We start from the raw sequence: 23,585 nt of genomic DNA, 5'->3' as shown, positions 1-23,585 counted from the left end.
GCTCCTCGTCAGTGAAGCGCCCGCTCGGGCTGCTCCGGGCTGAAGTCGAAATGCGGGAAGCGCGCGCGGGTGCCGATGAAGTTGCGCCCACGTGCGCCGTCGAATGCGTGATCCACGATGCGCGCCCATTCGGGCGCGTCGATCCCGTACGCGGCCGGGTGGCTCGCGACGCCGAGCGCGTCGAGCAATGCGACGAGCTGCGCGGGGGCGGACGCCGTATCGCCGAAGATCTCGCGCAGCGCGGCGTCGCACGCGGCGTCGACGCCGAGCGCCGCCTGCATCACGGCCGGCAGGCAGAACGAGCACGCGATGCCGTGCGCGACGCCGCGCGTCAGCGTGATCGCATAGGAAATGCTGTGCGCGAGCGCGGTGTGCGTATTCGAGAACGCGAGCCCCGCGCGCAGCGCGCCGAGCGCCATGTCGCTGCGCGCGTCGAGATCGTCGGGGTGCGCATTCACGCGCCCGAGGCCGTGCATCAGTTCGCGTGCCGCCTGCACGGCAAGGCCGCGCGTGACGGGGTTCGCATGGACGTTCCAGATGCTTTCGAGCGCGTGCGACAACGCGTCGAGACCGCTGGCGAGCGTCGGCTGCATCGGCAGGCCGACCATCAGGCGCGGATCGACGATCACCGTTTCCGGAAAGAGATCGGGCCGCGACAGCGACAGCTTGCGCGCGTTGTGCGGATCCCAGACGGTCGCCCACCGCGTCACTTCGCTGCCGGTGCCGGCCGTGGTCGGGATCGCGACGATCGGCAGCGCAGGCCGCACCGGTGCGTCGCCCGTCGTGCCCGCGGCGCCGGACAGGATGCGCAGCACGCGATCGAAATCGCCGTGTTCGGCGGCGAGCACTTTCGCCGAATCGATCACCGAGCCGCCGCCGAGCGCGATCAGCACGTCCGGTTTGGCGGACAGCGCGGCGAGCCGCTCGCACGCGCGTCGCAGCATCGGCACCGACGGGTTCGCCTCGACGCAGTCGATCCGCGCGAGCGCCGGCCCGAGCTGCGCTTCGACACGGTCGGCCAGCCGCGCGAACACGGCATCGGGATACGTGACGATCGCATAGCTGCGTCCGCCGAGCGCATCGCTCAAATCCGTGAGCGCGTCGACGCCGAAGCGGATCCGCACGGGATTGTGGAAGTGCCAGTCGCTCATGCCGCCGCTCCCGCGCGACGCCGCGTATCGCACACTTGTCCGTTCACGACCCGATATTCTGCATGACGAACCAATACGAAAAACCGATCTTCCGCGCAATACATGCTCGCACCTGAATGGAATGGGGACGAGCATCAGGTTAGGCATCCGCGATGACGCGTTCATGATCGAAAATCCCGGTCATCGGCTATGGATCGACCGAATTTTTCGATCGATCGCCGCCGCATGCCGGTGCGTCGTTGCCCGCGGTCACGCGTCGAGCGGCCGGCACCGCGCGACCGCATCGAAAAACGACGCGACCAGCCGGCTGCCGCGCCGTTCGCTCAGGCAACACACGTGGATATGGGTTTCGACCGGGTCGCCGTCGATGCGCAGCGGCCGCAGCCGCTCGTCGGGCACGTATTCGGCCTTCGATACCGTGCCGACGCCGAGCCCGCGCGTGACGGCCTCGCGCAACGCCTCGCGGCTGCCGATGTCCATCGCGATGCGCGGCGTCAGGCCGGCCGCTGCCATCGCGTCTTCGAGCGCGCGGCGCGTCGTCGAGCCCGGTTCGCGCATCAGCAGCGGCTCGCCGGCCAGTTCGTGCAGCGTGATCGCGTCGCGCGTCGCGAAGCGGTGCGTCGAGCGCACGAACGCGATCACCGGAAAGCTCGCATAGCGCTGCGTGAAGTAGCGCGCGTCCTCGAACGCGCGGGCCACCACGCCGACGTCGCACACGTACTCGTCGAGATCGCGCAAGACGGTTTCCGAATTGCCGAGCGCGACCGACAGGTGCATGTGCGGATGCAGCTTGTGATACGCGTCGATCATCTCGGTGACGTGAAACGGGCCGACCGCGCCGATCTTCAGCGAGCCGCGCTGCAATGCGCCGCTGTCGCGCAGCAGCGCGGCGGCATCGCTCTCGTCGCTGCAGATGCGGCGCGCGATCGGCAGGAATTCGAGCCCGACCGCCGACAGCTCGACGCGCCGGCCGCGGCGGTGGAACAGCTCGACGCCGTGTTCGTGTTCGAGGGTCTGGATCTGCGACGTGATCGTCGTCTGGCTGGTGGACAGCGCGCGGGCGGCCGCGGTGAAACCGCCGTGCTGGACGACGGCAATGAAGCTGCGAAGCTGGGTCAGTGTCATGACGGGCGGTCGAATCGATCGGGAAATACGTGCCGAATGCCGGATGGCATCGAAAAATTCAATGTATCGGGCGAATGTGACAGGCGCGTTCCGGTCGAGCTTGTCGCCGCCCCTCGACGCCGCGTCGATGGCTTCGCCGCACGATGTGCGGTTTAATGCTCGACATCACCGGCATTAAGAGCCATGAAATGCTCGACCTCGACGACCTTCGACTCGTCCGCGCGATCGGCACGTCGCGCTCCCTGGCCGCTGCCGCCCGGCTGCTCGACCTCACGCCGCCCGCGGTCACGATTCGCCTGCAGCGGATGGAGGCACGGCTGAACGCAAGGCTCGCCGTGCGGCAGCCGAAAGGGATCGCGCTGACCGACGAAGGGCAGCGGCTGTACCAGGAAGCCGTCGGCATTCTCGAGCGCGTGGAAGCGCTGCCGGGCAGCCTCGCGGGCGACCACGGCGACGTGCAGGGCACGCTGCGCGTCGTCGCCCCGCTCGGCTTCGGCCGCAAATACGTCGCACGGATCGTGCGCGACCTGCAGCGCGCGCATCCGAAACTCGACATCTCGCTCCATCTGTCGGAAAGCCCGTTGACGAGCGCGGCGGGGGCCGACGTGGTCGTCCATGTCGGCAGCCTCAAGTCGTCGTCGTGGATCGGCTATCCGCTCGCCCCCAACGAGCGCTTCCTGTGCGCGAGCCCCGCGTACGCGCGCCGCCTCAAGGATCTGAAGCATCCGTCCGAGCTGACGCGCTACGACTGCCTGTGCCTGCGCGAGAACGACGAAGACATCCCGCGCTGGCGCTTCTCGCCCGGCAGCGGCGTCGACGGCGAATCGCGGCGGGCTACCGTCATCCGCGTCAGCGGCGCGCTGTCGTCCAACGACGGCACCGTCATCACCGAATGGGCGCTCGCCGGGCTCGGGATCGTCGAGCGCTCCGAGTGGGACGTCGCGCCGCTGCTGGCGAACGGCAAGCTCGTGCGGCTGCTGCCCGGCTGGAACCTGCCGGCCGCGCCGGTGACGGCGCTGTTGCCGTCGCGTACCGGCCGCTCCGCGCGGCAGCGGGTGTTTCTCGACGCCGCGCGGCGGTTTCTCGATCCGCCGCCGTGGCGCGGCAAGGCATGAGTGTTAAATGCGGCTTAATGGAAGATTAGCCGCGCATTAAACACGAGGCGGCCCAACCGCCCTACAGTGTCCGCATCGGCAACCACGCCATCGGACACCTCGTGAACCTTCATACGCTCAATACCCCGGCCGCCCTGATCGACGTCGGCCGCATGCAGCGCAACATCGCGCGCATGCAAACGCATCTGGACGCACTCGGCGTCCGGTTCCGGCCGCACGTCAAGACCACCAAATGCCGGCACGTCGTCGACGCGCAGATCGCGGCGGGCGCGCAAGGCATCACGGTGTCGACGCTCAGGGAAGCCGAGCAGTTCTTCGCGCACGGCATCCGCGACATCGTCTATGCGGTCGGCATGGTGCCCGCCAAACTCGCGCAGGCGCTCGCGCTGCGCCGGCAGGGCTGCGACCTGAAGATCGTCGCCGACAGCCTGCCGGCCGCGCAGGCGATCGCCGCCTTCGGGCGCGAGCACGGCGAACGGTTCGACGTATGGATCGAAGTCGACGTCGACGGCCACCGCTCGGGCATCCCGCCCGAAGCCGACCTGCTGATCGACGTCGGCCGCGCGCTGACCGGCGGCGGCATGCTGCTCGGCGGCGTGCTCGCTCATGCGGGCTCCAGCTATGAATACGACACGCCCGACGCGCTGGCCGCGATTGCCGAACAGGAGCGCAGCCGCACCGTGCGGGCCGCGGAGCGCCTGCGGGCCGCCGGGTTGCCGTGCCCGGTCGTGAGCATCGGCTCGACGCCCACCGCGCTGGCGGCGGAGCGGCTCGACGGCGTGACCGAAGTGCGCGCCGGCGTGTACGTGATGTTCGACCTCGTGATGCACAACATCGGCGTGTGCGAACAGTCCGACATCGCGCTGTCGGTGCTGACCACGGTCATCGGTCATCAGGAAAAGAAAGGCTGGGCGATCGTCGACGCGGGCTGGATGGCGATGAGCCGCGACCGCGGCACGCAGCGCCAGGCACGCGACTTCGGCTACGGGCAAATCTGCACCGAAGCCGGCGAAGTGCTCGACGACTACCTGATGAGCGCCGCCAACCAGGAACACGGGATCGTGTCGCGCGCGGGCACGCCGGATACGGACATCGCGCGGCGGTTTCCGATCGGCACGCGCCTGCGCATCCTGCCGAATCACGCGTGCGCGACCGGCGCGCAACATCCCGACTACCACGCGATCGGCGACGACGACGCCGCGCAGACGTGGCCACGCTTCTACGGGTGGTGAGCGAAGTCCGGCGCCCATGCCGCGCCATCCGCGCATTGACTATTTATCCAGTTCTGGACAAACTTTAAACACCCTCGATTCGTCTCGTGCCGGACAGGCACCCCCGACCATGCCGACCGACGCCCGCCTCCTTCTCCTCGACCGCGATGCCGTCGAGCCCGCCCTGCAAGCCGGGCAAGTGATGGCGGCCGTGCGCGAAGCCTTCGTGCTGCACAGTCAAAGGGCCGGACGCGTATTCCCGGTGGTGCGCGAGAAGCTGCATACCGGCGGCGTGTTCGGCATCAAGTCGGGCGACGTCGCCGGCCAGGATCTGCTCGGTTTCAAGGCGGCCGGGTTCTGGCCCGGCAACCGTACACGCGGCGGCGAGCCGCATCAGGCGACCGTCGCGTTGTTCGATCCGGCGACGGGCCGCCCGCTGTGCATCATGGACGGCAACGCGATCACCACCGCGCGGACCGGCGCCGCGGGCGGCCTCGGGCTGCAACAGCTCGCACGCCGCGACAGCACGCGGATCTGCGTGTTCGGCACGGGCGTGCAGGCGCGCGTGCAGCTCGACTACGCGCTCCGGCTGCTGCCGCAGCGGTGCACGGTGCAATACGTGAACGTCGGCGGCGAGCCGGACCCGGCGTTCGAATCGCACTTCGTCGAACGATGCACGATCGGCGTGGCGCGCGACCGGAACGATGCGGTCGCCCACAGCGACGTGGTGATCACGGCCACGCCCGGCGGCGGGCCGTTGTTCGACGCGGATGCGGTTCGGCCGGGCACCCACCTGACCTGCGTGGGCGCCGATACCGCGGGCAAGCGCGAACTACCGCCTGGCGTGCTGGAACGCGCGCGCATCGTCGTGGACGATCACGATCAGGCGCGCGGCATCGGCGAGTGCCAGTGGGCGCCGGATTTGCCGCGCACGGAAATCGGTGACATCCTCGCGGGTGCGGCATCGGTCGACCGTGCCGCGCACGAGATCACCGTCTTCGACATGACGGGCCTCGCGCTTCAGGACCTGACCGTCGCGCGCTTCCTGTATCGGCACGCCGTCGACAACGGCACCGGAACCGCCGTTCCGTGGCCCTGGTAACACGACTTCCCGCTTTCAACCGCCATGCGTCTCACCCAAGTTTCCGCCCTGTCGTTCGACCTCGACGACACCCTGTGGCCGTTCGGGCCGTCCGTCGTCCGGGCCGAAGCGACGCTTCGCGCATGGTTGCTCGAGCACGCGCCGAATACCGAGCGCGTGCTGCCGACGCAACAGGCGCTCAGCGCGCTCCGTGAGGAATACGAACGTTTGTATCCGGATCTCGCCAGCGACTATCGCGCGATGCGAATCGGCTCGATCCGACTGGCGCTGGAACGCGCGAACGAAGATGTCTCGCTGACCGATCGGGCCTACGACGTCTTCTATGCGGCGCGCAATCGCGTCGAGTTCTATGAAGACGCGCTGCCGGCGCTGGCGTGGTTGAGCGCCCGCTTTCCGTTGATCGCGGTCACCAACGGCAACGCGGATCTCCGGCTGACCGGCGGCGGCGAATTCTTCCGCACGACGCTCAGCGCGCGCGTATTCGGCTTCGCCAAGCCGGAACCCGAAATCTTCCATGCGGCGGCGGACGCACTCGGCGTGCGGCCGGCCGAATTGCTGCATGTGGGCGACGACTTCCACCTCGACATCGTCGGCGCGTTGAATGCGGGGCTTCAGGCCGCGTGGGTCGTGCGCGAACCTCGGGCGGGCGGGGAACCGGCTCCGCCTCAGGCGGCGACACCGCATCTCACGTTGCGCGATCTGGCGATGCTGTGTCGTGCGCTCGGCGGACCCGACACGGTCTCGTGATCGCACGCGGACGCGGCGGGTCACGCCGATGCGGCGCATGACCCGGCACCCGTTTCACTGTCACGCCGCCTTCCGCGCCTCCGCGATCCGCTGCGGCGCCTTCGGCCGCGCATACAGCCGCTCCAGATACGCGCGCAGTTGCGGGAACGGTTCGATCAGGTGGCATTCGCTCGCCCAGTCGATCAGGTAAGCCGTCACGCAATCGGCCACCGTCAGCGAATCACCGACGATGAATTCGCGCCCTTCGAGATGCTTGTCGAGAATCGCGGCCATCGTCGTGAAATCCTCGCGCGCCAGTTCGATATCGGCCGGCGAGCGTTTCTCCGGCGGATAGATGAACGTATGGCGCGTGATCCGCCACAGCGGCTGCTCGAGCTCCGTCACCGCGAACATGACCCATCGATAGGCCTCCGCCCGCAGCGCCGGCTCGACCGGCAGCAGCGCCTTCTCCGGGTACTTGTCCGCGAGATACAGCACGATCGCGGCCGACTCGGGAATCACGAGGTCGCCGTCCACCAGCACCGGCACCTTGCCGGCCGGATTCAGGCGCAGGAATTCGGGCCGCTTGTGCTCGCCCTCGAGCAGGTTGACCGACACGAATTCGAAATCCGCATCCAGTTCCTTCAGACCCCACAGCGCCCGCTGCGAGCGGGTGCCGGCAAATCCGTAAAGCTTCATCGCCCATCTCCATCCAGAATGTCGGGAAAATGTCTGCATCCGGACCACGCGCATCGCATCGGGCGACACGTCGTGTCCGGCCTCACGCGTCGCTCATGCGCCCGGAATCGCCAGCACCGGCATCACGTCGACCGACACGCCCGGGAACAGCGTGAAATGCGGATGACCTTCGAACAGCGCGGCGGCCGCCTCGTGCGATGCCGCCCGCACGACGCTGAAGCCGCTCAGCGCATTGGACGTGTCGCGGATGCCGCCGGCGTCGATGGTCTTGGTCTTGCCGAGCGGGCCGCCCAGTTCGACGATCGCGTCGCGATGGCGCTCGACCCACGCATGCCACGCGGCGATGCCGTCGCGCTCGCGCGTGCGCCGCTCGTCCTCCGGCAGCGCCATCCATGCCTTCATCGCCGGGCTGTCCCGGGTCCCGAGAAATACGGCGAGATACAACTGTTGTTGCGCACTCATGCCTTCTCCTCCGATGACGGACGCGGCGGGTTGCCGCGCCTCGACCTTGACAAGATAGGTTGATATCAACACAATTGCAACATGGCACGAAAAGAAAAGCTTCCCTTCGAAACGACGCTGATGGTGCGCGATTGCTGCCTGTGCCTGCACATGCAGCGCGCGGCGCGCAATCTGGCGCGCATCTTCGACGATGTGCTGCGCCCGCTCGACCTCACCAACGGCCAGTTTTCGCTGCTGATGTCGTTGAACCGGCCGCAACCGGCCCCGATGAAATCGGTTGCGTCGTTGCTCGCGATGGATCGCACCACGCTCACCGCGGCGCTCAAGCCGCTCGAGCGGCGCGGCCTCGTCACGATCGCGCAGGATCCGGACGACCGGCGCAGCCGCCTGCTCGAACTGACTCGGGCCGGGCACGACCTGCTGACCGAGGCGTTCCCGTTGTGGCAGCGCGCGCATGCCGAGATCGAGCGGCCGTTCGCGCCGGGCGAAGTCGACCAGTTGCGCGGCCAGTTGCGCACGCTGTCGATCGATCCGGGTTCGCGCGACTGAGGCGGCGCGCGGATCGCCCAGCGGCGGCGATCATGCGCACTTCCTGTCACGCGCTGTCAGCAGACATTGCCGGCGTCCGTCGCACCGCCCGATTCGATGGCAATATCGCTCGGCACGACAACCGATCCGGTATCCATAAGGAGACGAGCATGGGCAACAACGAGAAGGGCGCGATTTTCCGGTCGCTTCACCGCGCGGGCCAGCCGCTGGCGCTGTTCAACGTGTGGGACGCCGGCAGTGCGCGCGCGGTGGCCGACGCCGGCGCCGTCGCGCTGGCCACCGGCAGCTGGTCGGTCGCGGCAGCCAACGGTTTCGTCGACGGCGAGCAGATGCCGCGCGCGCTGATGATGGAGGTGCTGGAGCGGATCGTGCGTGCGACGGACTTGCCCGTCACCGTCGATCTCGAAAGCGGCTACGGCGAGCGGCCGGAAGATGTCGCCGAGACGATCGCGATGAGCATCCGGGCCGGCGCGATCGGCTGCAATCTCGAAGACAGTTTTCCGTCGACGGGCGAACTGCGCGACGTCGACGAAGCGGCGGCCCGTATCGCGGCGGCCCGGCAGGCGGCCGATCGCGCGGGCGTCGCCTATTTCATCAACGCGCGCACCGACGTGTTCTTCAAGGCGGCAACCGAGACGCACGACGAACGATTGCTCGACGCGACGCTGGCGCGCGCCCGCGCGTACGCGGCGGCCGGCGCCGACGGCCTGTTCGTGCCCGGCCTGCGCTCGCCGGCGCTCATTCGCGCGCTGACGGCCGCGTCGCCGCTGCCGGTGAACGTGATGCGCGTCGCGGAAACGCCGACGCTCGCGGAACTCGCGGAGTACGGCGTGGCGCGCATCAGCCACGGGCCGTATCCGTATCTGCAGGCAATGAAGACGCTGGCGGCGCTGGTCAAGCAAGGCGGCTGACGGATTCGCGGGGCGGCGGGCGGCCGCCGCGCCGCCGCTGCCGGTCACCCCGATCGGCTTTGTTCACGCAGGCGTCGTGCTGCGCTACTTCTCGCCGATCACGACGATCGGTACGCCGCAAAGCGCGGCCGCGCAGGAGCTGCGCATGGAGTGCATGTTTCCGGCCGACGACGCGACCGACGCGCGCCACCGGCAATTGCTCGACGCGCACGCGCCGGTGCGCTGACCGACGTTCAGGATGCCTTGACGAAATCGATGAACGCGCGCAACGCCGGCGGCACGAGACGCCGCCCCGGGTAATACAGAAAGGGCCCCGAGAACGGCCGCCACCACGGTTCGAGCACCGGTTCGAGCGCACCGCTTTCGAAATGCGGGCGCACCCAGTCTTCGAACAGATACAGGATCCCCGTCCCGGCGATCGCCGCGTCGACCATCAGCTCCGTCGCCCCGCCGATCTGGACCAGCAGCGGCCCGGCGGCCGGCTCGACCCGCACGACCTCGCCGTCGCGCTCGTACTCCCACGGCGGCATCGCGCCGCTGGCGAAGCGTCCGCGCAGGCACCGATGGCCAAGCAGGTCGCGCGGATGCCGCGGCCGGCCGTGCCGGTCGAGATAGCCGGGCGCCGCCGCGGTCGCGAACCGCTGGATGCGCGGGCCGATCGGCACCGCGATCATGTCCTGTTCGAGCCGTTCGTCGTAGCGGATGCCCGCGTCGCAGCCGGCCGCCAGCACGTCGACGAAATTTTCGTCGGCGGTCACTTCCAGCCGGATGTCCGGATACGCCTCGAGAAAGCGCGGCACGATCGCCGGCAACACGAGCCGCGATGCGCTGACCGGCACGTTGAGCTTCAGCGTGCCGGCCGGTCGGCCCCTGAATTCGTCGATCCCATCGAGCGCCGCCGCCACTTCGGTCAGCGCGGGCCCGAGGCGCGCGAGCAGGCGCTCGCCGGCTTCGGTGGGCACGACGCTGCGCGTCGTGCGATGCAGCAGCCGCACGCCGAGCCGCGCTTCCAGCCGGCGCACGGCCTCGCTCAGCCCCGACGCGCTGAGGCCCGTCATGCGCGCGGCGTCGCGGAATCCGCCGGCGCGCGCCACGGCCATGAACGCGTTCAGATCGCCCAGATCGGTTTGCATTGTTCGCCTTTTCGTACAACCCGTGCGAATTATGCCGGCTTATCGCGCAGACGACATGTCCCTATGCTGAACGCATTCATTCATCTCATCGACAGGAGCGCGTCATGCCCGACATTCGCCACACCGCCACCTTCAGGCTCGGAGATCGCCACGTCAGACGGATCGGCTACGGCGCGATGCAGCTCGCCGGCCCCGGTGTATTCGGCCCGCCGAAAGACCGCGACGCCGCATTGAAGGTCTTGCGCGAAGCCGTCGAATCCGGCGTCGACCATCTCGACACCAGCGACTTCTACGGCCCGCACGTGACGAACCGGCTGATTCGCGACGCGTTGCATCCATATCGCGACGATCTCGTGATCGTCACCAAGATCGGCGCGCGCCGCGGCGACGACGCGTCGTGGCTGCCCGCCTTCGCGCCCAACGAACTCGAACGGGCCGTGCACGACAACCTGCGCAACCTCGGGCTCGACGTGCTCGACGTCGTCAACCTGCGCATCATGTTCGACACGCACGGGCCGGCCGAGGGATCGATCGAAGCGCCGCTGGCCACGCTCGCCGAACTGCAACGGCGCGGGCTGGTCCGGCACATCGGCCTGAGCAACGTCACGCCCGCGCAGGTTGCAGAAGGCCGGCGGATCTGCGACATCGTCTGCGTGCAGAACCACTACAACATCGCGCATCGCGGCGACGATGCACTGATCGACACGCTGGCCCGTGACGGCATCGCGTACGTGCCGTATTTCCCGCTCGGCGGCTTCTCGCCGCTGCAGTCGTCGACGCTGTCCGACGTCGCCGCCCGCGTCGGCGCGACGCCGATGCAGGTCGCGCTTGCGTGGCTGCTGCGCCGCGCGCCGAATCTCCTGCTGATTCCCGGCACGTCGTCGGTCGCGCATCTGCGCGAGAATCTCGCGGCAGCCGATCTCGCTCTGCCGGCCGACGCGCTCGCGGCACTCGACCGCATCGCGGGCGCCAGCGCCACCTGACGCGCGGACGGTCGGTCGGCGGCCCGTACCACGCGGGCCGCCTGGCCGGTCAGGACGCGACCACGCCCACCCGCTTCGGCACGCCGGTCACGATCGTCGCGACCGCCACCGCCAGCACGATCGCCGCGCCGACGAACACGCCTGCCGCGCCGTTCGCGTCGAACACGACGCCGCCGGCGGCCGCGCCCGTCGCGATCGCGAGCTGGATCGCCGCGACGATCAGCCCGCCCGCGCTCTCCGCTTCGTCGGGCACGGTGCGCGTGACCCACGTCGACCACGCGACCGGCACGCCGCCGAACGCCATTCCCCACAACGCGACCAGCACCGCGTCGATCATCGGCGCGCGGCCGAGCACGACGAGCGCGATGCCGAGCACGACCATCAGCGCCGGCATGCCGATCAGCATCGGCCGCAGCCGGTGTTCGAGCACGCGGCCCGCGAGCGACGTGCCGACGAAGTTCGCGATGCCGTAGCCGAGCAGGATCGCCGACAGCCCGTTCACGCCGACGCCCGCGACCTGTTCGAGGAACGGCCGCAGATACGTGAAGAACGCGAAATGGCCGGTGAACACGAGGATCGTCGCGAACATCCCGAGGCCGACGGTCGGCCGGCGCAGCACGTCGATCAGCGTGCGCAGCCGCGTCGTGCCGCTCGGCGGCATCGACGGCAGCGTGAGAAGCTGCGACACGAACGCGAGGCCGCCGAGCACGGCCGCGATCAGGAACACGTTGCGCCAGCCGATCAGGTGACCGAAGTAGCTGCCCATCGGCGCGGACGCGATGGTCGCGACCGCCACGCCGCTGAAGATGATCGACAGCGCGCGCGGCACCATCGCCGTCGGCACGAGCCGCATCGCGGTGGCGGTCGCCATCGTCCAGAAGCCGCCGAGCGCGATGCCGAGCACGACGCGGCCGATCAGCAGCACGCCCAGGTTCGGCGCGAACGCGACGGCGAGATTCGATGCGACGAGCAGTACCGAGAACACCAGCAGCACGCGCCGCCGGTCGATCGTGCGCGTGAGCGCCGAGATCAGCAGGCTCGTGACGAGCGCGACCGTGGCGGTGGCCGTGACGGCCTGTCCGGCCACGCCTTCGGTCACGCCGAGGCTCTCGGCCATCGGCGTGAGCAGGCTCGCCGGCAGGAATTCGGCCGTGACGAGCCCGAACACGCCGAGCGCCATCGCGAATACCGCGCCCCAGGCCGGTTCGCGGGGGGCCGCCGTCGAGGCGGCCGAGGAGATTCCGGGATTCATGCGAGGTTCCGTGTCGGTCAGGGAAAGTACTGATGAGGGCGTATCGTAAGGAACGGCGGCAGGACGGTCTATGACATACAATCCGTTCTTGTTGATCGAACGTCCGTATCTCGATATGTCCGAGCCCCTTCTGCCCCCGACTCCCGACACGCACGACCTCGTCAGCGAGCTGCTGCTGGGGATGCGCCTGAGCGGCGTCCAGTACCGCCGCATCCAGGTCGCGCGGCCGTTCGGGCTGAATTTCGGCCATGCGCCGGGCCGCGCGCAGTTCCATTTCGTCGTGCGCGGGCCCGTGCTGCTGCGCGACGCGTCGGGCGACACGATGCGGCTCGAGGCCGGCGACGCGATCCTGTTGCCGCACGGCGGCATGCACGCGCTGGTGTCCGATCCGGATGTGCCGAGCCGCGAGATCAACGGCTTCGAGATCGCGAAGATCTGCGATACGGTCGCGTCGGTGGCGTCGGCCGGCGTGTCGCCCACGAGCTGCGCGACGAAGGAACCCGGCGCCGGCGATGCGCTGATCTTCAGCGCCTGCATGGAACTCGACCTCGGCGGCATGCAGCCGCTGGTCGGCACGATGCCCGCGTTCATGCACGTGGGCACGCTGCTCGCGCGCTACCCGGAAATCCGCCCGATGCTCGATGCGATGGAACGCGAGGCGTGCACGGCGCGCGCGGGCTTCGCGGGCATCCTCGCGCGGCTCGCGGACGTGGTCGCGGCGTTCATCGTGCGCGGCTGGGTCGAATGCGGATGCGGCGATGCGACCGGCTGGGTGCAGGCGCTGCGCGAGCCGAAGCTCGGCCGCGCGATCGTCGCGCTGCATCGCGACCCGGGCCGCAACTGGAGCGTCGCGGAGCTCGCGACCGAGGCAGGCGTGTCGCGCTCGGTGTTCGCCGAGCGCTTCCTCGCGGCCACCGGGATGACGCCCGTGCGCTACCTCACCGAGCTGCGGATGCGGCTCGCCGCGCAATGGATCGCCCGCGACCGCGAGACGATCGAAGCGGTCGCGTACCGGCTCGGCTACGGTTCGCTCGCGGCGTTCAGCCGTGCGTTCAAGCGCGTGGTCGGCAAGCCGCCGGGCGCCGTGCGCGCGGACGGCGACGTACCCGCCGAAGCGTAACGCGCGGCGCGCGGGGCCGGCGGCGGTGCCGGCCCGCAGGCCGTCACTTCAACGCGTCGAGCCGGTCGACCAGCGCCGTCGCGCACTGCACGGCGAGCGCCGCGCACTGCTCCACGTCGACGGGCGCGCCGGCCGCGACCGTACCCTGCACGATCCGGCCCAGCAATTCCTTCGAGAGTTCGGCGATCTCGTGATCCCGTTCCGTCATGATGTCCCTCCTGCGCGTCGGCGATTCCGGTGATTCGCCCGTCCGGAGCGAATGCCGTGCCCGCGCCGCTCAACGCTGCTTCGCCCGCACGACGATCTGCGTCTGCGTGTCGCGCTCGATGCGCTCGAGCGACGCGCGCAGCGCCGCGAATTCGTCCGGCGTGCAGACCTGCCGCCCGAAATCCGCGTTCATCCGCCGCGTGACCTGCACGACGCGCGCGGCCGCATCGAACACGTAATGCGACGTGAAATCGACGAAGCGGTCGTGCACGGCCGTATCGGCCGGCAGGTCGGTCACGACCACGCCCGCCGGCAACGCGATCTGGCCGGTCTCGTCGAACGCGCCGCCGATGCAGCCCCACGGCTGCGTGCGCACCGGCTCGGCCAGCCAGGTCTCGACCTGGGTCGCGATACCGCCCGTGACGCTCGACAGCGCGGGCAACGCGGTCGTGCCGTCCGGCCAGACGAAATGATCGAGCGTGCCGATGACGGTCACGTCGAACGGCCCGTCCGTCACGCGCCGGTCGCTGGTCGACAGTTGCGCGCGGCCGCGCAGGCCGCTTTGCCGCAGGCGCTCGGTCGCGAGCTGCGCGATGCGCTCGCGCGACGCGCGGCGAAACAGGTTGCGTTCGAGTTCGGCGGTCCAGCCGTCGTCCTCGACATAGGCCTGAACACGTGCGGCGCCCGGCTGCGCGGCATCGATCGAGATCCGCGCGGTGCGGGCGCGCGGCTGCGTGGCCGGCGTGCGCGACAGCACGCCCGTATCGACCAGCAGCGCCGGGCGATCCATCACGATCGGCGGCAGGTAGCCGAATGCGATGCCGGCCGTCGTCGTATCCGCGTAGAGGCCGAGATCGGGCAGCCACGTGATCGCATGATTGATCGCGCCGGCGCCGTAGCCGGGGACGGACGGCAGCGTGTACACCGAGCCCAGATTGATCAGCACCGGTTCGCTGCGAATGCCGACCGCCGCGAGCAACGCGCCGAACAGCGCGACGTGGTCCTTGCAGTCGCCGTAGCGGTTGCGCAGGATGTCGGTCACGCGATGCGGCGCGGCGGCCGTTTCGCCGAGAAACAGCCCGACGTAGCGCACGTTCGCCTGCACCCAGTCGTACAGGATGCGCGCCTTGTCGCGTGGCTCGGCGGCACCCGCCGTGAGCGCGCGCGCCAGTTGCACGACGGCCGGATCGTTCGCGCCCGGGTCGACGGCCGCGTTGCGGTAGCGCGCGGCGAACGCCGCGTAGTCGGGCAGCGTCGACACGACGAGCCGGTCGCCGTAGGTCGGATAGCCGACCGCGCCGCTCTCGATGCGATCGTACGCGCCGTGCCGGTAGTCGAACTCGTAACGCGTGCGACCGTTCGCCGTGACCGGCGGCAGCGCGACGTAGCCGCGCGCATCCGCGTACAGCGGCATGTCGGCCGGCACGTCGAAAATCAGCCGCTGGCTGTCGACCGGCTCGCGCGACGGCTCGACGGTGTAGCCGAAGTAGCCGCGATTGACCGGCTTCGTGCGGGTCTTGCGGAACGCGACGCGCGTGCTCGACCCGGCTTCGACGCCGGGAAACACGACGGTGCGCAGCAGCCCGTCCTGGAACGTCGGCGCACCGGCCGAACGCGGCTCCTGCACGTCGCGGATGCCGTCCGCGCCGACCGGATGCGCGACGCCGTCGCGGTCGATCGTCTCGGCCGCGAGCAGTTCCACCTTCTCGAGATGCTTGTCGAACCACACGTAGCGCTGCGCGACCGTGTCGATCCCGTTCGCGTCGTTCGCGCGCAGTGTCGAATCGTCGTGCTCGTCGAGCGAACCGTCGTGCTGGATCACGAATTCGTGGACGTCGCTGACGAGCGTGACGGGCGCCGTCTCGCCCGCGTCGCGAGCATCCGGCGTGTCATGTGAGTCGGGCGTGTCGGCCACGGCCATACCTGTGCCGAACGCCACGGCGCACGCAAGCAGGCAGCCGGTCCATCGGGAATAAAAACGCACCACGTCGAAGCTCTCCGCGCGTTCGTTGCCGGGCGTCAGCGCCGCGCGCCGGAGCGGGAGTCGTACCGCAGGACGCGCGCATGACAAGCCTCTCGCGCGCACTCGCACGCGCGGCCGTCGTGCGGCCCAGTGTGGGCGACGGGCCGGCGAGCGTCAAGCCGCGCCAGCGGGAAGGAGACCTCATGCCGATCGGTGACGCTTGCGCAACCGGTGACCGCGTGATGGCGTTCGCGTGGCTGCGTGTGATCCTGTTCGGCACGCTGCCAACGGTGCTGCATCCCGAACGGCGGCATCCGAAGCCGATCGAGGCCGAGCGGCCATGCGCGCCGCGCGCGCCCTCTCGCTCGCGACGAGACGAATCGCCCCCACGCCGGTCGACCCGATCCGCAACAGCGGATCGGCGTCCTGACGTCGCTTTCAGCGCGTAAGCGACCGGCGACGCCGGCGCGCCCGCTCCACTCGAGTCCCCTCCCCCACCGACCTCAACCCGTCGTCCCGCCCTTCGTCGTCACCCGCCCTTTCGTTCGAACGCAAGCCGCACGGGTTTTCCGTTCGTGCGTTGTTCCCCGCAATTCGACTTTTGTGCGCGCGCAACAATGGCGATGCCTCGCGCCAGGCGCCCCGGCGGGCAACCCGATACCCGCATGGCGCATGGCGCGACGGTCTTTAAAAACCACATCTCACGAGGACATACCATGCAACTCCAATCCCATCCGGCGTGCCGGCCGTTTTACGAAGCCGGCGAACTCTCGCAACTGACGGCCTTCTACGAAGAAGGCCGTAACGTCATGTGGATGATGCTGCGATCGGAGCCGCGGCCGTGTTTCAACCAGCAACTCGTCACCGACATCATCCATCTCGCGCGCGTCGCACGCGACTCGGGCCTCACGTTCGACTTCTGGGTGACGGGCTCGCTCGTCCCCGAGCTGTTCAACGTCGGCGGCGACCTGAGTTTCTTCGTCGACGCGATCCGCAGCGGCCGGCGCGACCAGCTGATGGCCTATGCGCGCTCGTGCATCGACGGCGTGTACGAGATCTACACGGGCTTCGGCACCGGCGCGATCTCGATCGCGATGGTCGAGGGCAGCGCGCTCGGCGGCGGCTTCGAGGCCGCGCTCGCGCATCACTACGTGCTCGCGCAGAAGGGCGTGAAACTCGGGTTCCCCGAGATCGCGTTCAACCTGTTCCCGGGCATGGGCGGCTATTCGCTGGTCGCGCGCAAGGCGAACCGCGGCCTCGCGGAATCGCTGATCGCAACCGGCGAAGCGCATGCGGCAGAGTGGTACGAAGACTGCGGGCTGATCGACGAGACGTTCGACGCCGGTGACGCGTATCTCGCGACGCGCACCTTCATCGACGTGACGAAGCCCAAGCTGAACGGCATCCGTGCGATGCTGCGCGCCCGCGAACGCGTGTTCCAGCTGTCGCGCTCGGAGCTGATGGACATCACGGAAGCGTGGGTCCATGCGGCGTTCACGATCGAGCCGAAGGACCTCGCGTACATGGAACGCCTGGTGATGCTGCAGAACCGGCGCGTGTCGAAGCTGCGCACGGTGTAATGCGACGGGCGCCGCCGACGGCCGGCGGCGCCTTGTCCGGAACGACGCTCAGGCGATCAGCCTGAGCTTTCTCGTCTCCGCGAGCCACGCCTCGAACGCCTGCGCCGGCATCGGCCGCGCGTAGTAGTAGCCCTGCGCGTGATCGACGTCGAGCTGCTTGAGGAATTCGGCTTCCGCATGCGTTTCGACGCCTTCGGCGACCACCGCGAAATTCAGCGCCTTCGCGAGCGACACGACCGAGCGCACCAGCGCCTGCGAGCGCGGATTGCGGTCGATCGCCGTGATGAAGGTGCGGTCGAGCTTGATCGCGTCGAGCGGCAGCCGCGACAACTGCGACAGCGACGAATAGCCGGTGCCGAAATCGTCGAGATGGATCTCCGCGCCGAGCTGGCGGAACTGCCGCATCAGCCCGATGGCCGCGTCCTCGTCCTCGATGAAGCAGCTCTCGGTCAGCTCGATGTCGAGCAGGCCGGGCTTGAGCCCCGCGCCGTCGAGAATCGACGCGAACTGATGCACGATGTTCATGTCCTGCAACTGCCGCGCGGACACGTTCACCGCGATCCGGATGCCGAGCCCCTTCGCCTTCCACGCGGCAGCCTGCGCGGCTGCCGTGCGCATCACCCAGCGTCCGAGCGGCGCGATCAGCCCCGACTCTTCCGCGAAACGGATGAACTCGACCGGCGCGACGAGCCCGCGATCGGGCGACTGCCAGCGGATCAGCGCCTCGACGCCGTGCACGTCGCCCGTCGCGATATCGACGACCGGCTGGTAATGCAGCACGAACTGCTCTTCCTCGAGCGCCTTGCGCAGGTTCGTGTCGAGCCACATGTACTTCGCGACCTTCTGGTTCATCTCCAGCGAGAACACGCGATACGTATGCTTGCCCTCTTCCTTCGCGACGTACATCGCGGTATCGGCGCTGCGGATCAGCGTCTCGAGCGAATCGCCGTGCTGCGGATGCATCGCGATGCCGATCGAGCAGCTCGTGTAGACCTCCATCAGCCCGAGATGGATCGGCGTGCGCAGCCGCTCGAGGATGATCTGCGCGGTCGCTTCGAGCAGCGGGCGCGTGCCCTGTTCGAACAGCACGAGGAATTCGTCGCCGCCGAGCCGCGCGAGCGTCGCGCCGGACGGCAGGCAGCCGCTGATGATCGCCGACACGTCCTGCAGCAGGCGGTCGCCGGTGATGTGCCCGTAGTGATCGTTGACGCGCTTGAAGTTGTCGAGATCGAGGAACAGGATGCCGACCTGCCCGCGCGTCTGCTCGCTCTCCGCGGCGATCGCCGCGTGGATGCGCTCGCTGATCGCATGACGGTTCGGCAGCCCGGTGAGCACGTCGGTGTTCGCGAGCTCGGTGAGCCGCTGCTGCGCGTTGCGCTCCTCGGTGATGTCGATGCCCGAGCAGATCAGGTACTGCTCGTCGACGCCGCTGCCGCTCTGCACGAACTTGTTGCGGAACTGGAACAGGCGCGGCCCGTTGACCGTGTTGATGTAGCGCTCGACCGCGAACGACTGGTTGCTCGCGAAGAAGCCCGTGATGTTGCTGCGCGACTGCGCGCCCTGCTCGGGGCTCATGAACAGCTCGAACGCGCTGCGGCCGATCACGTCGACCTCGCGCTTGCCCGTCACTTCCTCGCACAGGCGGTTGAAGCGCTGCACCATCCCGTTGCGGTCGAGGATCACGACGAGCGAATTCACTTCGGACACGACCTGCTCGGCGAACGCGAGCCCGTGCGACAGGTCGCCGGCGACGGATTCGGTATCGGAATAGGCGGACGCCGTGCCGGCCCAGTCGACCGTATTGACCTTCCTGCCGACGAGATGGAGGCTGACCGGGTTGCCGAACAGCACGATGTCGAGCACGAGGTGCGACGTGACGCCGGTCAGCGCGCGGATGCGCGCGGCCTGCTCGACCGTCAGCGCGATCGCGACGTTGGTCAGGCCGCGGACCGCGGCCAGTTCGAGCGCGTTGCTGTCGCTGCCGAGACGCCAGCAGGGGCTGCGCGTACCGACGTGCGCCTCGAGCACCGCGCTATCGTTTTCGTCATCCATGGACACGCCCCGATCCAGAAAAAACGCACAGTGTAGTCGGAGGCGAGTGGGCCGACCGCCTTCCCGGGCCGCGCCGTGCGCGTGCCCGGCAGGGCAGCCGTGATTGCCGTGACAGCGGGCCTCGTCCCGTCCTTGTTTCCAGCTAATGCGACCGGCGTTCGCGCGTGACGCGCAGGTTCTGCCTTACGAATGATGAGAGCCATCTTATCAAATGACGATGAGGATTGGCACTCACATTTAGAGCAGAGTGTCAAGGAATCGGGACTCGATTGGCAAGCCGGATTTTTCATGATTGGCAGCATGCGACGGAGCGGATGACGCGCGGCGAATCGGGGCCGGCGAGACGGCCCGGAATCCCCGTCTGGCGGGCATTTGCGGCCGATTCATGGATAAGGGGACGGATCTTCGGGGCGGCCGTCGCGGCAGGGTCGAATCACATGCCGCCATCCGGTTTTCCGCCATTTTTGATTCCGTTCGCGCGTGAATGCGCGGCTTTATTCCACAGTTCGTTGCAATAGTCTCCCCCGCGCCCGGCGCGGGACGTCCGCGCCGGGCGCCGGGTACGCGGCTCAGCCGGCCGCGCCGTAACCGCCGCCGCCCGGCGTTTCGACGACGAACACGTCGCCCGGCGCCATCTGCGCGCGACCGATGTGATCGAGCACCTCGACCGTGCCGTCCGCCCGCTCGATCGTGTTGCGGCCGAGCGCGCCGGCTTCGCCGCCCGCCGCGCCGAACGGCGCGTGGATCCGGTTGTTCGACAGGATCGACGCGGTCATCGGCTCCAGGAAGCGGATCCGTCGCACTGCGCCGTCGCCGCCGCGCCAGCGCCCGACACCGCCCGAGCCGGCGCGGATCCGGTGCGAATCGAGCCGCACCGGATAGCGCCATTCGAGCACCTCCGGATCGGTGAGCCGCGAGTTCGTCATGTGCGTCTGCACCGCGCCGACGCCCGCGAAGCCGTTGCCCGCGCCGCTACCGCCGGCGATCGTCTCGTAGTACTGGTACTGATGGTTACCGAATGTGAAGTTGTTCATCGTTCCCTGGCTCGACGCGACGCAGCCGAGCGCGCCGTACAGCGCGTTGGTAATCGCCGACGACGTCTCGACGTTGCCCGAGACGACGGCCGCCGGATACTCGGGATTGAGCATCGAGCGGGCCGGCACGATCACGGTCAGCGGCTTCAGGCAGCCGGCGTTCAGCGGAATGTCGTCGCCGACCAGCGTGCGGAACACGTACAGCACCGCGGCCATGCAGACGGCCTTCGGCGCGTTGAAATTGTTGCCGAGCTGCGCGGACGTGCCGGTGAAATCGATCTCCGCACGCCGCGCCGCGCGATCGACGCGGATCGCGACGCGAATCTCCGCGCCGTTGTCGAGCGGATAGCGGTACGCGCCGTCCTGCAGCGCGCCGATCACGCGCCGCACCGCTTCTTCCGCGTTGTCCTGCACGTGCCCCATGAACGCGAGCACGACGTCGCGGCCGAACTGCGCGACCATCCGGCGCAGTTCGTCGACGCCCTTCTGGTTCGCGGCGACCTGCGCGCGCAGGTCGGCCATGTTCTGCTCGACGTTGCGCGCCGGGTAGCGGCCGGATGCCAGCAGCGCGCGCGTCTCGGCGTCGCGCAGCACGCCGGCCGACACGAGCTGCCAGTTGTCGATCAGCACGCCTTCCTCGTCGATATGGGTCGAATCGGGCGGCATCGAGCCCGGCGTCGTGCCGCCGATGTCCGCGTGGTGGCCGCGCGAGCCGACGTAGAACAGCGGCGCGTCCGAGCCGTCCGCGAACACCGGCGTGATGACCGTCACGTCCGGCAGGTGCGTGCCGCCGTGATACGGGTCGTTCAGCATGAACACGTCGCCGTCGCGCATGCGGCCGCGGTTGCGCTCGATCACCGTGCGGATGCTTTCGCCCATCGAGCCGAGGTGCACGGGCATGTGCGGCGCGTTCGCGATCAGGTTGCCGTCGCCATCGAAGATCGCGCACGAGAAGTCGAGCCGCTCCTTGATGTTCACCGAGTACGCGGTGTTCTGCAGCCGCAGCCCCATCTGCTCGGCGATCGACATGAACAGGTTGTTGAAGATCTCGAGCCGCACCGGGTCGGCGTCGGTGCCGAGCGAGCGGCCCGTCGGCAGCGGCGTCGTGCGCGTCAGCACGAGGTTGCCCTGCGCGGTCATCGCTGCGCGCCAGCCGGGCTCGACGACGGTCGTGCCGTTCTGCTCCGCGACGATCGCCGGGCCGTCGATCGCGTCGCCGGCGCGCAGCGTGTCGCGCACGACCAGCGCCGCGTCGTGCCACCGGCCGCCGGAATAAAAGCGCACGGCCGCGTGCGCTTGCGGCGCCGCGCCCGCCTCGCGCGGCGCGAGCGGCGCGATGTCGACCGGCGCGTCCGAGCGGCCGATCGCCTCGACCGACGCCAGTTCGGCCACCAGCGGCGTGCCGGGCATCAGGAATGCGTAGCGCTGCCGGTACGCGGCCTCGAACGCCTGCTGCATCGCGGCGACGCTGCCGGCCGGCACGTCGAGCGCCGAATCGGTGCCCTGGTAGCGCAGGTGCACGCGCCGCTCGGTCGCGATCCGCTCCGGCGCCACGCCCTGTTCGAGCAGTGCGCCGATGGCCTCGTCGGCGAGCCGGTCGAGCGCCGCGTTCAGCGCCGGCAGCGATGCGTCGGACAACACGGCTTCCACCGCGCGCTCGCGCATCGCGGTCTGGTCGGCCAGCCCCATCCCGTATGCGGACAGGACGCCCGCGAGCGGATGCGCGAACACCTGCGTCATCCCGAGCGCATCGGCCACGCCGCACGCGTGCTGGCCGCCCGCGCCGCCGAACGTCGTCAGCACGTAGCGCGACACGTCGTGGCCGCGCTGCACGGAAATCTTCTTGATCGCGTTCGCCATGCTACCGATCGCGATTTCCAGGAAGCCTTCGGCGAGCGCCTCGGGCGTCTCGCGCCGGCCGGTCGCCGCGTGGATTTCATCGGCGAGCGCCGCGAACTTCGCGACCACGCCGTCGCGGTCGAGCGGCTGGTCCGCATGCGGGCCGAACACGCGCGGGAAATGATCGGGCTGGATCTTGCCGAGCATCACGTTGCAGTCGGTCACCGTCAGCGGGCCGCCGCGCCGGTACGCGGCCGGCCCCGGGTTCGCGCCGGCCGATTCGGGGCCGACGCGCAGCCGCGCGCCGTCGAAGCCGAGCACCGAGCCGCCGCCGGCCGCGACCGTGTGGATGCTCATCATCGGCGCGCGCATCCGCACGCCGGCCACCTGCGTCTCGAACTCGCGCTCGAATTCGCCGTTGTAGTGCGACACGTCGGTCGACGTGCCGCCCATGTCGAAACCGATCACCTGCTCGAAGCCGGCCGCGCGCGCCGCGCGCACCATCCCGACGATGCCGCCGGCCGGGCCCGACAGGATCGCGTCCTTGCCCTGGAACGCATCGGCGCGCGTGAGGCCGCCGCTGCTCTGCATGAACTGCAGGTTCACGCCCGGCATCTCGTGCGCGACCTGCTCGACGTAGCGGCGCAGGATCGGCGACAGGTACGCGTCGACCACGGTCGTATCGCCGCGCGACACCATCTTCATCAGCGGCGACACCTCGTGCGACACCGACACCTGCGTGAAGCCGATGCGGCGCGCGAGCTCGGCCAGCATCCGTTCGTGCGCGGTATGGCGGTAGCCGTGGATCAGCACGATCGCGAGCGCACGCACGCCGCTGTCGAACACGCGGCGCAACGACGCTTCGGCACCCTGAACATCGAGCGGCACGACCACGTCGCCATGCGCGCCGACGCGCTCGTCGATCTCGACGACCGTCTCGTACAGCGCGTCGGGCAGCACGATGTCGAGATCGAACAGGCGCGGCCGGTTCTGGTACGCGATGCGCAGCACGTCGCGAAAGCCGCGCGTCGTGGCCAGCGCGGTGCGCTCGCCCTTGCGTTCGAGCAGCGCGTTGGTCGCGACCGTCGTGCCCATCTTCACCATGTCGACCTGCGCGGGCGTGATCGGCTCGCCGGCCGCGAGGCCGAGCAGGTGGCGGATGCCGGCCACGGCCGCGTCGCGATACTGCTCGGGGTTCTCCGACAGCAGCTTGTGCGTGACGAGCGTGCCGTCGGGCCGCCGCGCGACGATGTCGGTGAACGTGCCGCCGCGGTCGATCCAGAATTGCCAGCGCGCGGCGTCGGAGGGAACGGAGGAAAGGTGTCGGTCAGTCATGGTGTCGGTCGATGCGTCGTTGAATCGAGGGACGAA

General features: G+C 69.1%; 20 protein-coding genes and 1 pseudogene. 11 read left to right on the top strand and 10 right to left on the bottom strand.

The genetic code is table 11. The features are described 5' to 3' along the window. Positions 1 to 8 precede the first annotated feature (8 nt). On the bottom strand, positions 9 to 1,151 hold the full coding sequence (psrA, locus tag KU887_RS28465) for an iron-containing alcohol dehydrogenase PsrA (RefSeq protein ID WP_006495681.1): 1,143 nt from the start codon (positions 1,149 to 1,151) through the stop codon (positions 9 to 11). Positions 1,152 to 1,400: 249 nt separating this feature from the next. Further along, a complete protein-coding gene (locus KU887_RS28460) occupies positions 1,401 to 2,276 on the bottom strand; it encodes a LysR substrate-binding domain-containing protein (RefSeq protein WP_006495682.1) in 876 nt (291 codons plus the stop codon). A gap of 155 nt (positions 2,277 to 2,431) precedes the next feature. Between KU887_RS28460 and KU887_RS28455 the strand changes: the two genes are divergently transcribed. From KU887_RS28455 to KU887_RS28440, 4 genes are all read left to right on the top strand, one after another. Continuing rightward, the gene (locus KU887_RS28455) at positions 2,432 to 3,391 is read left to right on the top strand and encodes a LysR substrate-binding domain-containing protein (protein WP_058902738.1); all 960 of its coding nucleotides are present in this window, start codon (positions 2,432 to 2,434) and stop codon (positions 3,389 to 3,391) included. A 101-nt stretch (positions 3,392 to 3,492) separates the two neighbouring features. Beyond that, positions 3,493 to 4,623 (top strand): DSD1 family PLP-dependent enzyme, encoded by a 1,131-nt coding sequence (locus tag KU887_RS28450; RefSeq protein ID WP_058902737.1) that lies wholly within the window; start codon positions 3,493 to 3,495, stop codon positions 4,621 to 4,623. A 109-nt stretch (positions 4,624 to 4,732) separates the two neighbouring features. Then, complete coding sequence (locus KU887_RS28445; RefSeq protein WP_258258454.1) at positions 4,733 to 5,704, top strand: ornithine cyclodeaminase family protein; 972 nt, start codon at positions 4,733 to 4,735, stop codon at positions 5,702 to 5,704. Positions 5,705 to 5,728: 24 nt separating this feature from the next. Beyond that, entirely contained in the window at positions 5,729 to 6,451 is a 723-nt protein-coding gene (locus KU887_RS28440) for an HAD family hydrolase (protein WP_006495687.1), read from the top strand. Between the two features lie 60 nt (positions 6,452 to 6,511). Here the strand turns inward: KU887_RS28440 and KU887_RS28435 are convergent, their stop codons facing one another. Both KU887_RS28435 and KU887_RS28430 read right to left on the bottom strand, forming a co-directional pair. Further along, a complete protein-coding gene (locus KU887_RS28435) occupies positions 6,512 to 7,129 on the bottom strand; it encodes a glutathione S-transferase family protein (protein WP_006488786.1) in 618 nt (205 codons plus the stop codon). A 93-nt stretch (positions 7,130 to 7,222) separates the two neighbouring features. Then, on the bottom strand, positions 7,223 to 7,591 hold the full coding sequence (locus tag KU887_RS28430) for a hypothetical protein (RefSeq protein ID WP_006488774.1): 369 nt from the start codon (positions 7,589 to 7,591) through the stop codon (positions 7,223 to 7,225). 81 nt (positions 7,592 to 7,672) lie between these two features. Between KU887_RS28430 and KU887_RS28425 the strand changes: the two genes are divergently transcribed. The 3 genes and pseudogenes from KU887_RS28425 to KU887_RS28415 form a co-directional block, all read left to right on the top strand. Beyond that, positions 7,673 to 8,140 carry a MarR family winged helix-turn-helix transcriptional regulator gene (locus KU887_RS28425; RefSeq protein WP_084751297.1) on the top strand — a complete coding sequence of 156 codons (468 nt, stop codon included), beginning with the start codon at positions 7,673 to 7,675 and terminating at the stop codon, positions 8,138 to 8,140. 149 nt (positions 8,141 to 8,289) lie between these two features. After that, positions 8,290 to 9,051 (top strand): isocitrate lyase/phosphoenolpyruvate mutase family protein, encoded by a 762-nt coding sequence (locus tag KU887_RS28420; protein ID WP_109341965.1) that lies wholly within the window; start codon positions 8,290 to 8,292, stop codon positions 9,049 to 9,051. A 28-nt stretch (positions 9,052 to 9,079) separates the two neighbouring features. Beyond that, positions 9,080 to 9,277, top strand: a pseudogene (locus KU887_RS28415) (transcriptional regulator); the annotation flags it as partial. A 7-nt stretch (positions 9,278 to 9,284) separates the two neighbouring features. Here the strand turns inward: KU887_RS28415 and KU887_RS28410 are convergent. Then, on the bottom strand, positions 9,285 to 10,184 hold the full coding sequence (locus tag KU887_RS28410; RefSeq protein WP_258256408.1) for a LysR family transcriptional regulator: 900 nt from the start codon (positions 10,182 to 10,184) through the stop codon (positions 9,285 to 9,287). A 104-nt stretch (positions 10,185 to 10,288) separates the two neighbouring features. Here KU887_RS28410 and KU887_RS28405 point away from each other — a divergent pair, with 104 nt between their 5' ends. Continuing rightward, positions 10,289 to 11,167 carry an aldo/keto reductase family oxidoreductase gene (locus KU887_RS28405; RefSeq protein ID WP_258256407.1) on the top strand — a complete coding sequence of 293 codons (879 nt, stop codon included), beginning with the start codon at positions 10,289 to 10,291 and terminating at the stop codon, positions 11,165 to 11,167. Between the two features lie 49 nt (positions 11,168 to 11,216). Here the strand turns inward: KU887_RS28405 and KU887_RS28400 are convergent, their stop codons facing one another. Continuing rightward, positions 11,217 to 12,419, bottom strand: coding sequence for an MFS transporter (locus KU887_RS28400; RefSeq protein ID WP_006488787.1), 1,203 nt, complete (start codon positions 12,417 to 12,419; stop codon positions 11,217 to 11,219). 70 nt (positions 12,420 to 12,489) lie between these two features. Here KU887_RS28400 and KU887_RS28395 point away from each other — a divergent pair, with 70 nt between their 5' ends. Further along, the gene (locus KU887_RS28395; RefSeq protein ID WP_258256404.1) at positions 12,490 to 13,539 is read left to right on the top strand and encodes an AraC family transcriptional regulator; all 1,050 of its coding nucleotides are present in this window, start codon (positions 12,490 to 12,492) and stop codon (positions 13,537 to 13,539) included. A gap of 43 nt (positions 13,540 to 13,582) precedes the next feature. Here the strand turns inward: KU887_RS28395 and KU887_RS28390 are convergent, their stop codons facing one another. Together KU887_RS28390 and KU887_RS28385 are read right to left on the bottom strand one after the other, a co-directional pair. Then, a complete protein-coding gene (locus KU887_RS28390; RefSeq protein WP_164530824.1) occupies positions 13,583 to 13,747 on the bottom strand; it encodes a hypothetical protein in 165 nt (54 codons plus the stop codon). A gap of 69 nt (positions 13,748 to 13,816) precedes the next feature. Beyond that, the gene (locus KU887_RS28385; protein WP_258256402.1) at positions 13,817 to 15,733 is read right to left on the bottom strand and encodes a DUF3857 and transglutaminase domain-containing protein; all 1,917 of its coding nucleotides are present in this window, start codon (positions 15,731 to 15,733) and stop codon (positions 13,817 to 13,819) included. Positions 15,734 to 15,810: 77 nt separating this feature from the next. Between KU887_RS28385 and KU887_RS28380 the strand changes: the two genes are divergently transcribed. Together KU887_RS28380 and KU887_RS28375 are read left to right on the top strand one after the other, a co-directional pair. After that, entirely contained in the window at positions 15,811 to 16,158 is a 348-nt protein-coding gene (locus KU887_RS28380; RefSeq protein ID WP_258256400.1) for a hypothetical protein, read from the top strand. Between the two features lie 267 nt (positions 16,159 to 16,425). Further along, complete coding sequence (locus KU887_RS28375) at positions 16,426 to 17,289, top strand: crotonase/enoyl-CoA hydratase family protein (protein WP_006488766.1); 864 nt, start codon at positions 16,426 to 16,428, stop codon at positions 17,287 to 17,289. Between the two features lie 48 nt (positions 17,290 to 17,337). Here KU887_RS28375 and pdeR read toward each other — a convergent pair whose 3' ends face one another. Together pdeR and KU887_RS28365 are read right to left on the bottom strand one after the other, a co-directional pair. Further along, positions 17,338 to 19,341: a cyclic di-GMP phosphodiesterase gene (pdeR, locus tag KU887_RS28370; protein ID WP_006495698.1), complete on the bottom strand. Its 2,004-nt coding sequence runs from the start codon at positions 19,339 to 19,341 to the stop codon at positions 17,338 to 17,340. 569 nt (positions 19,342 to 19,910) lie between these two features. Beyond that, complete coding sequence (locus tag KU887_RS28365; RefSeq protein ID WP_258256398.1) at positions 19,911 to 23,549, bottom strand: hydantoinase B/oxoprolinase family protein; 3,639 nt, start codon at positions 23,547 to 23,549, stop codon at positions 19,911 to 19,913. Positions 23,550 to 23,585: the final 36 nt, after the last annotated feature.

The sequence above is a fragment of the Burkholderia sp. EMB26 genome (assembly GCF_024730645.1).
GTDB classification, from domain to species: domain Bacteria; phylum Pseudomonadota; class Gammaproteobacteria; order Burkholderiales; family Burkholderiaceae; genus Burkholderia; species Burkholderia cenocepacia.
This window is presented reverse-complemented; position numbering and strand designations above follow the sequence as displayed.

Coding starts and splice junctions, on each gene's coding strand:
- KU887_RS28445 (WP_258258454.1), top strand. CDS start 4,733: ATGCCGACCGACGCCCGCCTCCTTCTCCTCGACCGCGATGCCGTCGAG.
- KU887_RS28425 (WP_084751297.1), top strand. CDS start 7,673: ATGGCACGAAAAGAAAAGCTTCCCTTCGAAACGACGCTGATGGTGCGC.
- KU887_RS28460 (WP_006495682.1), bottom strand. CDS start 2,276: ATGACACTGACCCAGCTTCGCAGCTTCATTGCCGTCGTCCAGCACGGC.
- KU887_RS28440 (WP_006495687.1), top strand. CDS start 5,729: ATGCGTCTCACCCAAGTTTCCGCCCTGTCGTTCGACCTCGACGACACC.
- psrA (WP_006495681.1), bottom strand. CDS start 1,151: ATGAGCGACTGGCACTTCCACAATCCCGTGCGGATCCGCTTCGGCGTC.
- KU887_RS28400 (WP_006488787.1), bottom strand. CDS start 12,419: ATGAATCCCGGAATCTCCTCGGCCGCCTCGACGGCGGCCCCCCGCGAA.
- KU887_RS28405 (WP_258256407.1), top strand. CDS start 10,289: ATGCCCGACATTCGCCACACCGCCACCTTCAGGCTCGGAGATCGCCAC.
- KU887_RS28380 (WP_258256400.1), top strand. CDS start 15,811: ATGACAAGCCTCTCGCGCGCACTCGCACGCGCGGCCGTCGTGCGGCCC.
- KU887_RS28410 (WP_258256408.1), bottom strand. CDS start 10,184: ATGCAAACCGATCTGGGCGATCTGAACGCGTTCATGGCCGTGGCGCGC.
- KU887_RS28390 (WP_164530824.1), bottom strand. CDS start 13,747: ATGACGGAACGGGATCACGAGATCGCCGAACTCTCGAAGGAATTGCTG.
- KU887_RS28365 (WP_258256398.1), bottom strand. CDS start 23,549: ATGACTGACCGACACCTTTCCTCCGTTCCCTCCGACGCCGCGCGCTGG.
- KU887_RS28435 (WP_006488786.1), bottom strand. CDS start 7,129: ATGAAGCTTTACGGATTTGCCGGCACCCGCTCGCAGCGGGCGCTGTGG.
- KU887_RS28455 (WP_058902738.1), top strand. CDS start 2,432: ATGCTCGACATCACCGGCATTAAGAGCCATGAAATGCTCGACCTCGAC.
- KU887_RS28395 (WP_258256404.1), top strand. CDS start 12,490: ATGACATACAATCCGTTCTTGTTGATCGAACGTCCGTATCTCGATATG.
- KU887_RS28430 (WP_006488774.1), bottom strand. CDS start 7,591: ATGAGTGCGCAACAACAGTTGTATCTCGCCGTATTTCTCGGGACCCGG.
- KU887_RS28375 (WP_006488766.1), top strand. CDS start 16,426: ATGCAACTCCAATCCCATCCGGCGTGCCGGCCGTTTTACGAAGCCGGC.
- KU887_RS28420 (WP_109341965.1), top strand. CDS start 8,290: ATGGGCAACAACGAGAAGGGCGCGATTTTCCGGTCGCTTCACCGCGCG.
- pdeR (WP_006495698.1), bottom strand. CDS start 19,341: ATGGATGACGAAAACGATAGCGCGGTGCTCGAGGCGCACGTCGGTACG.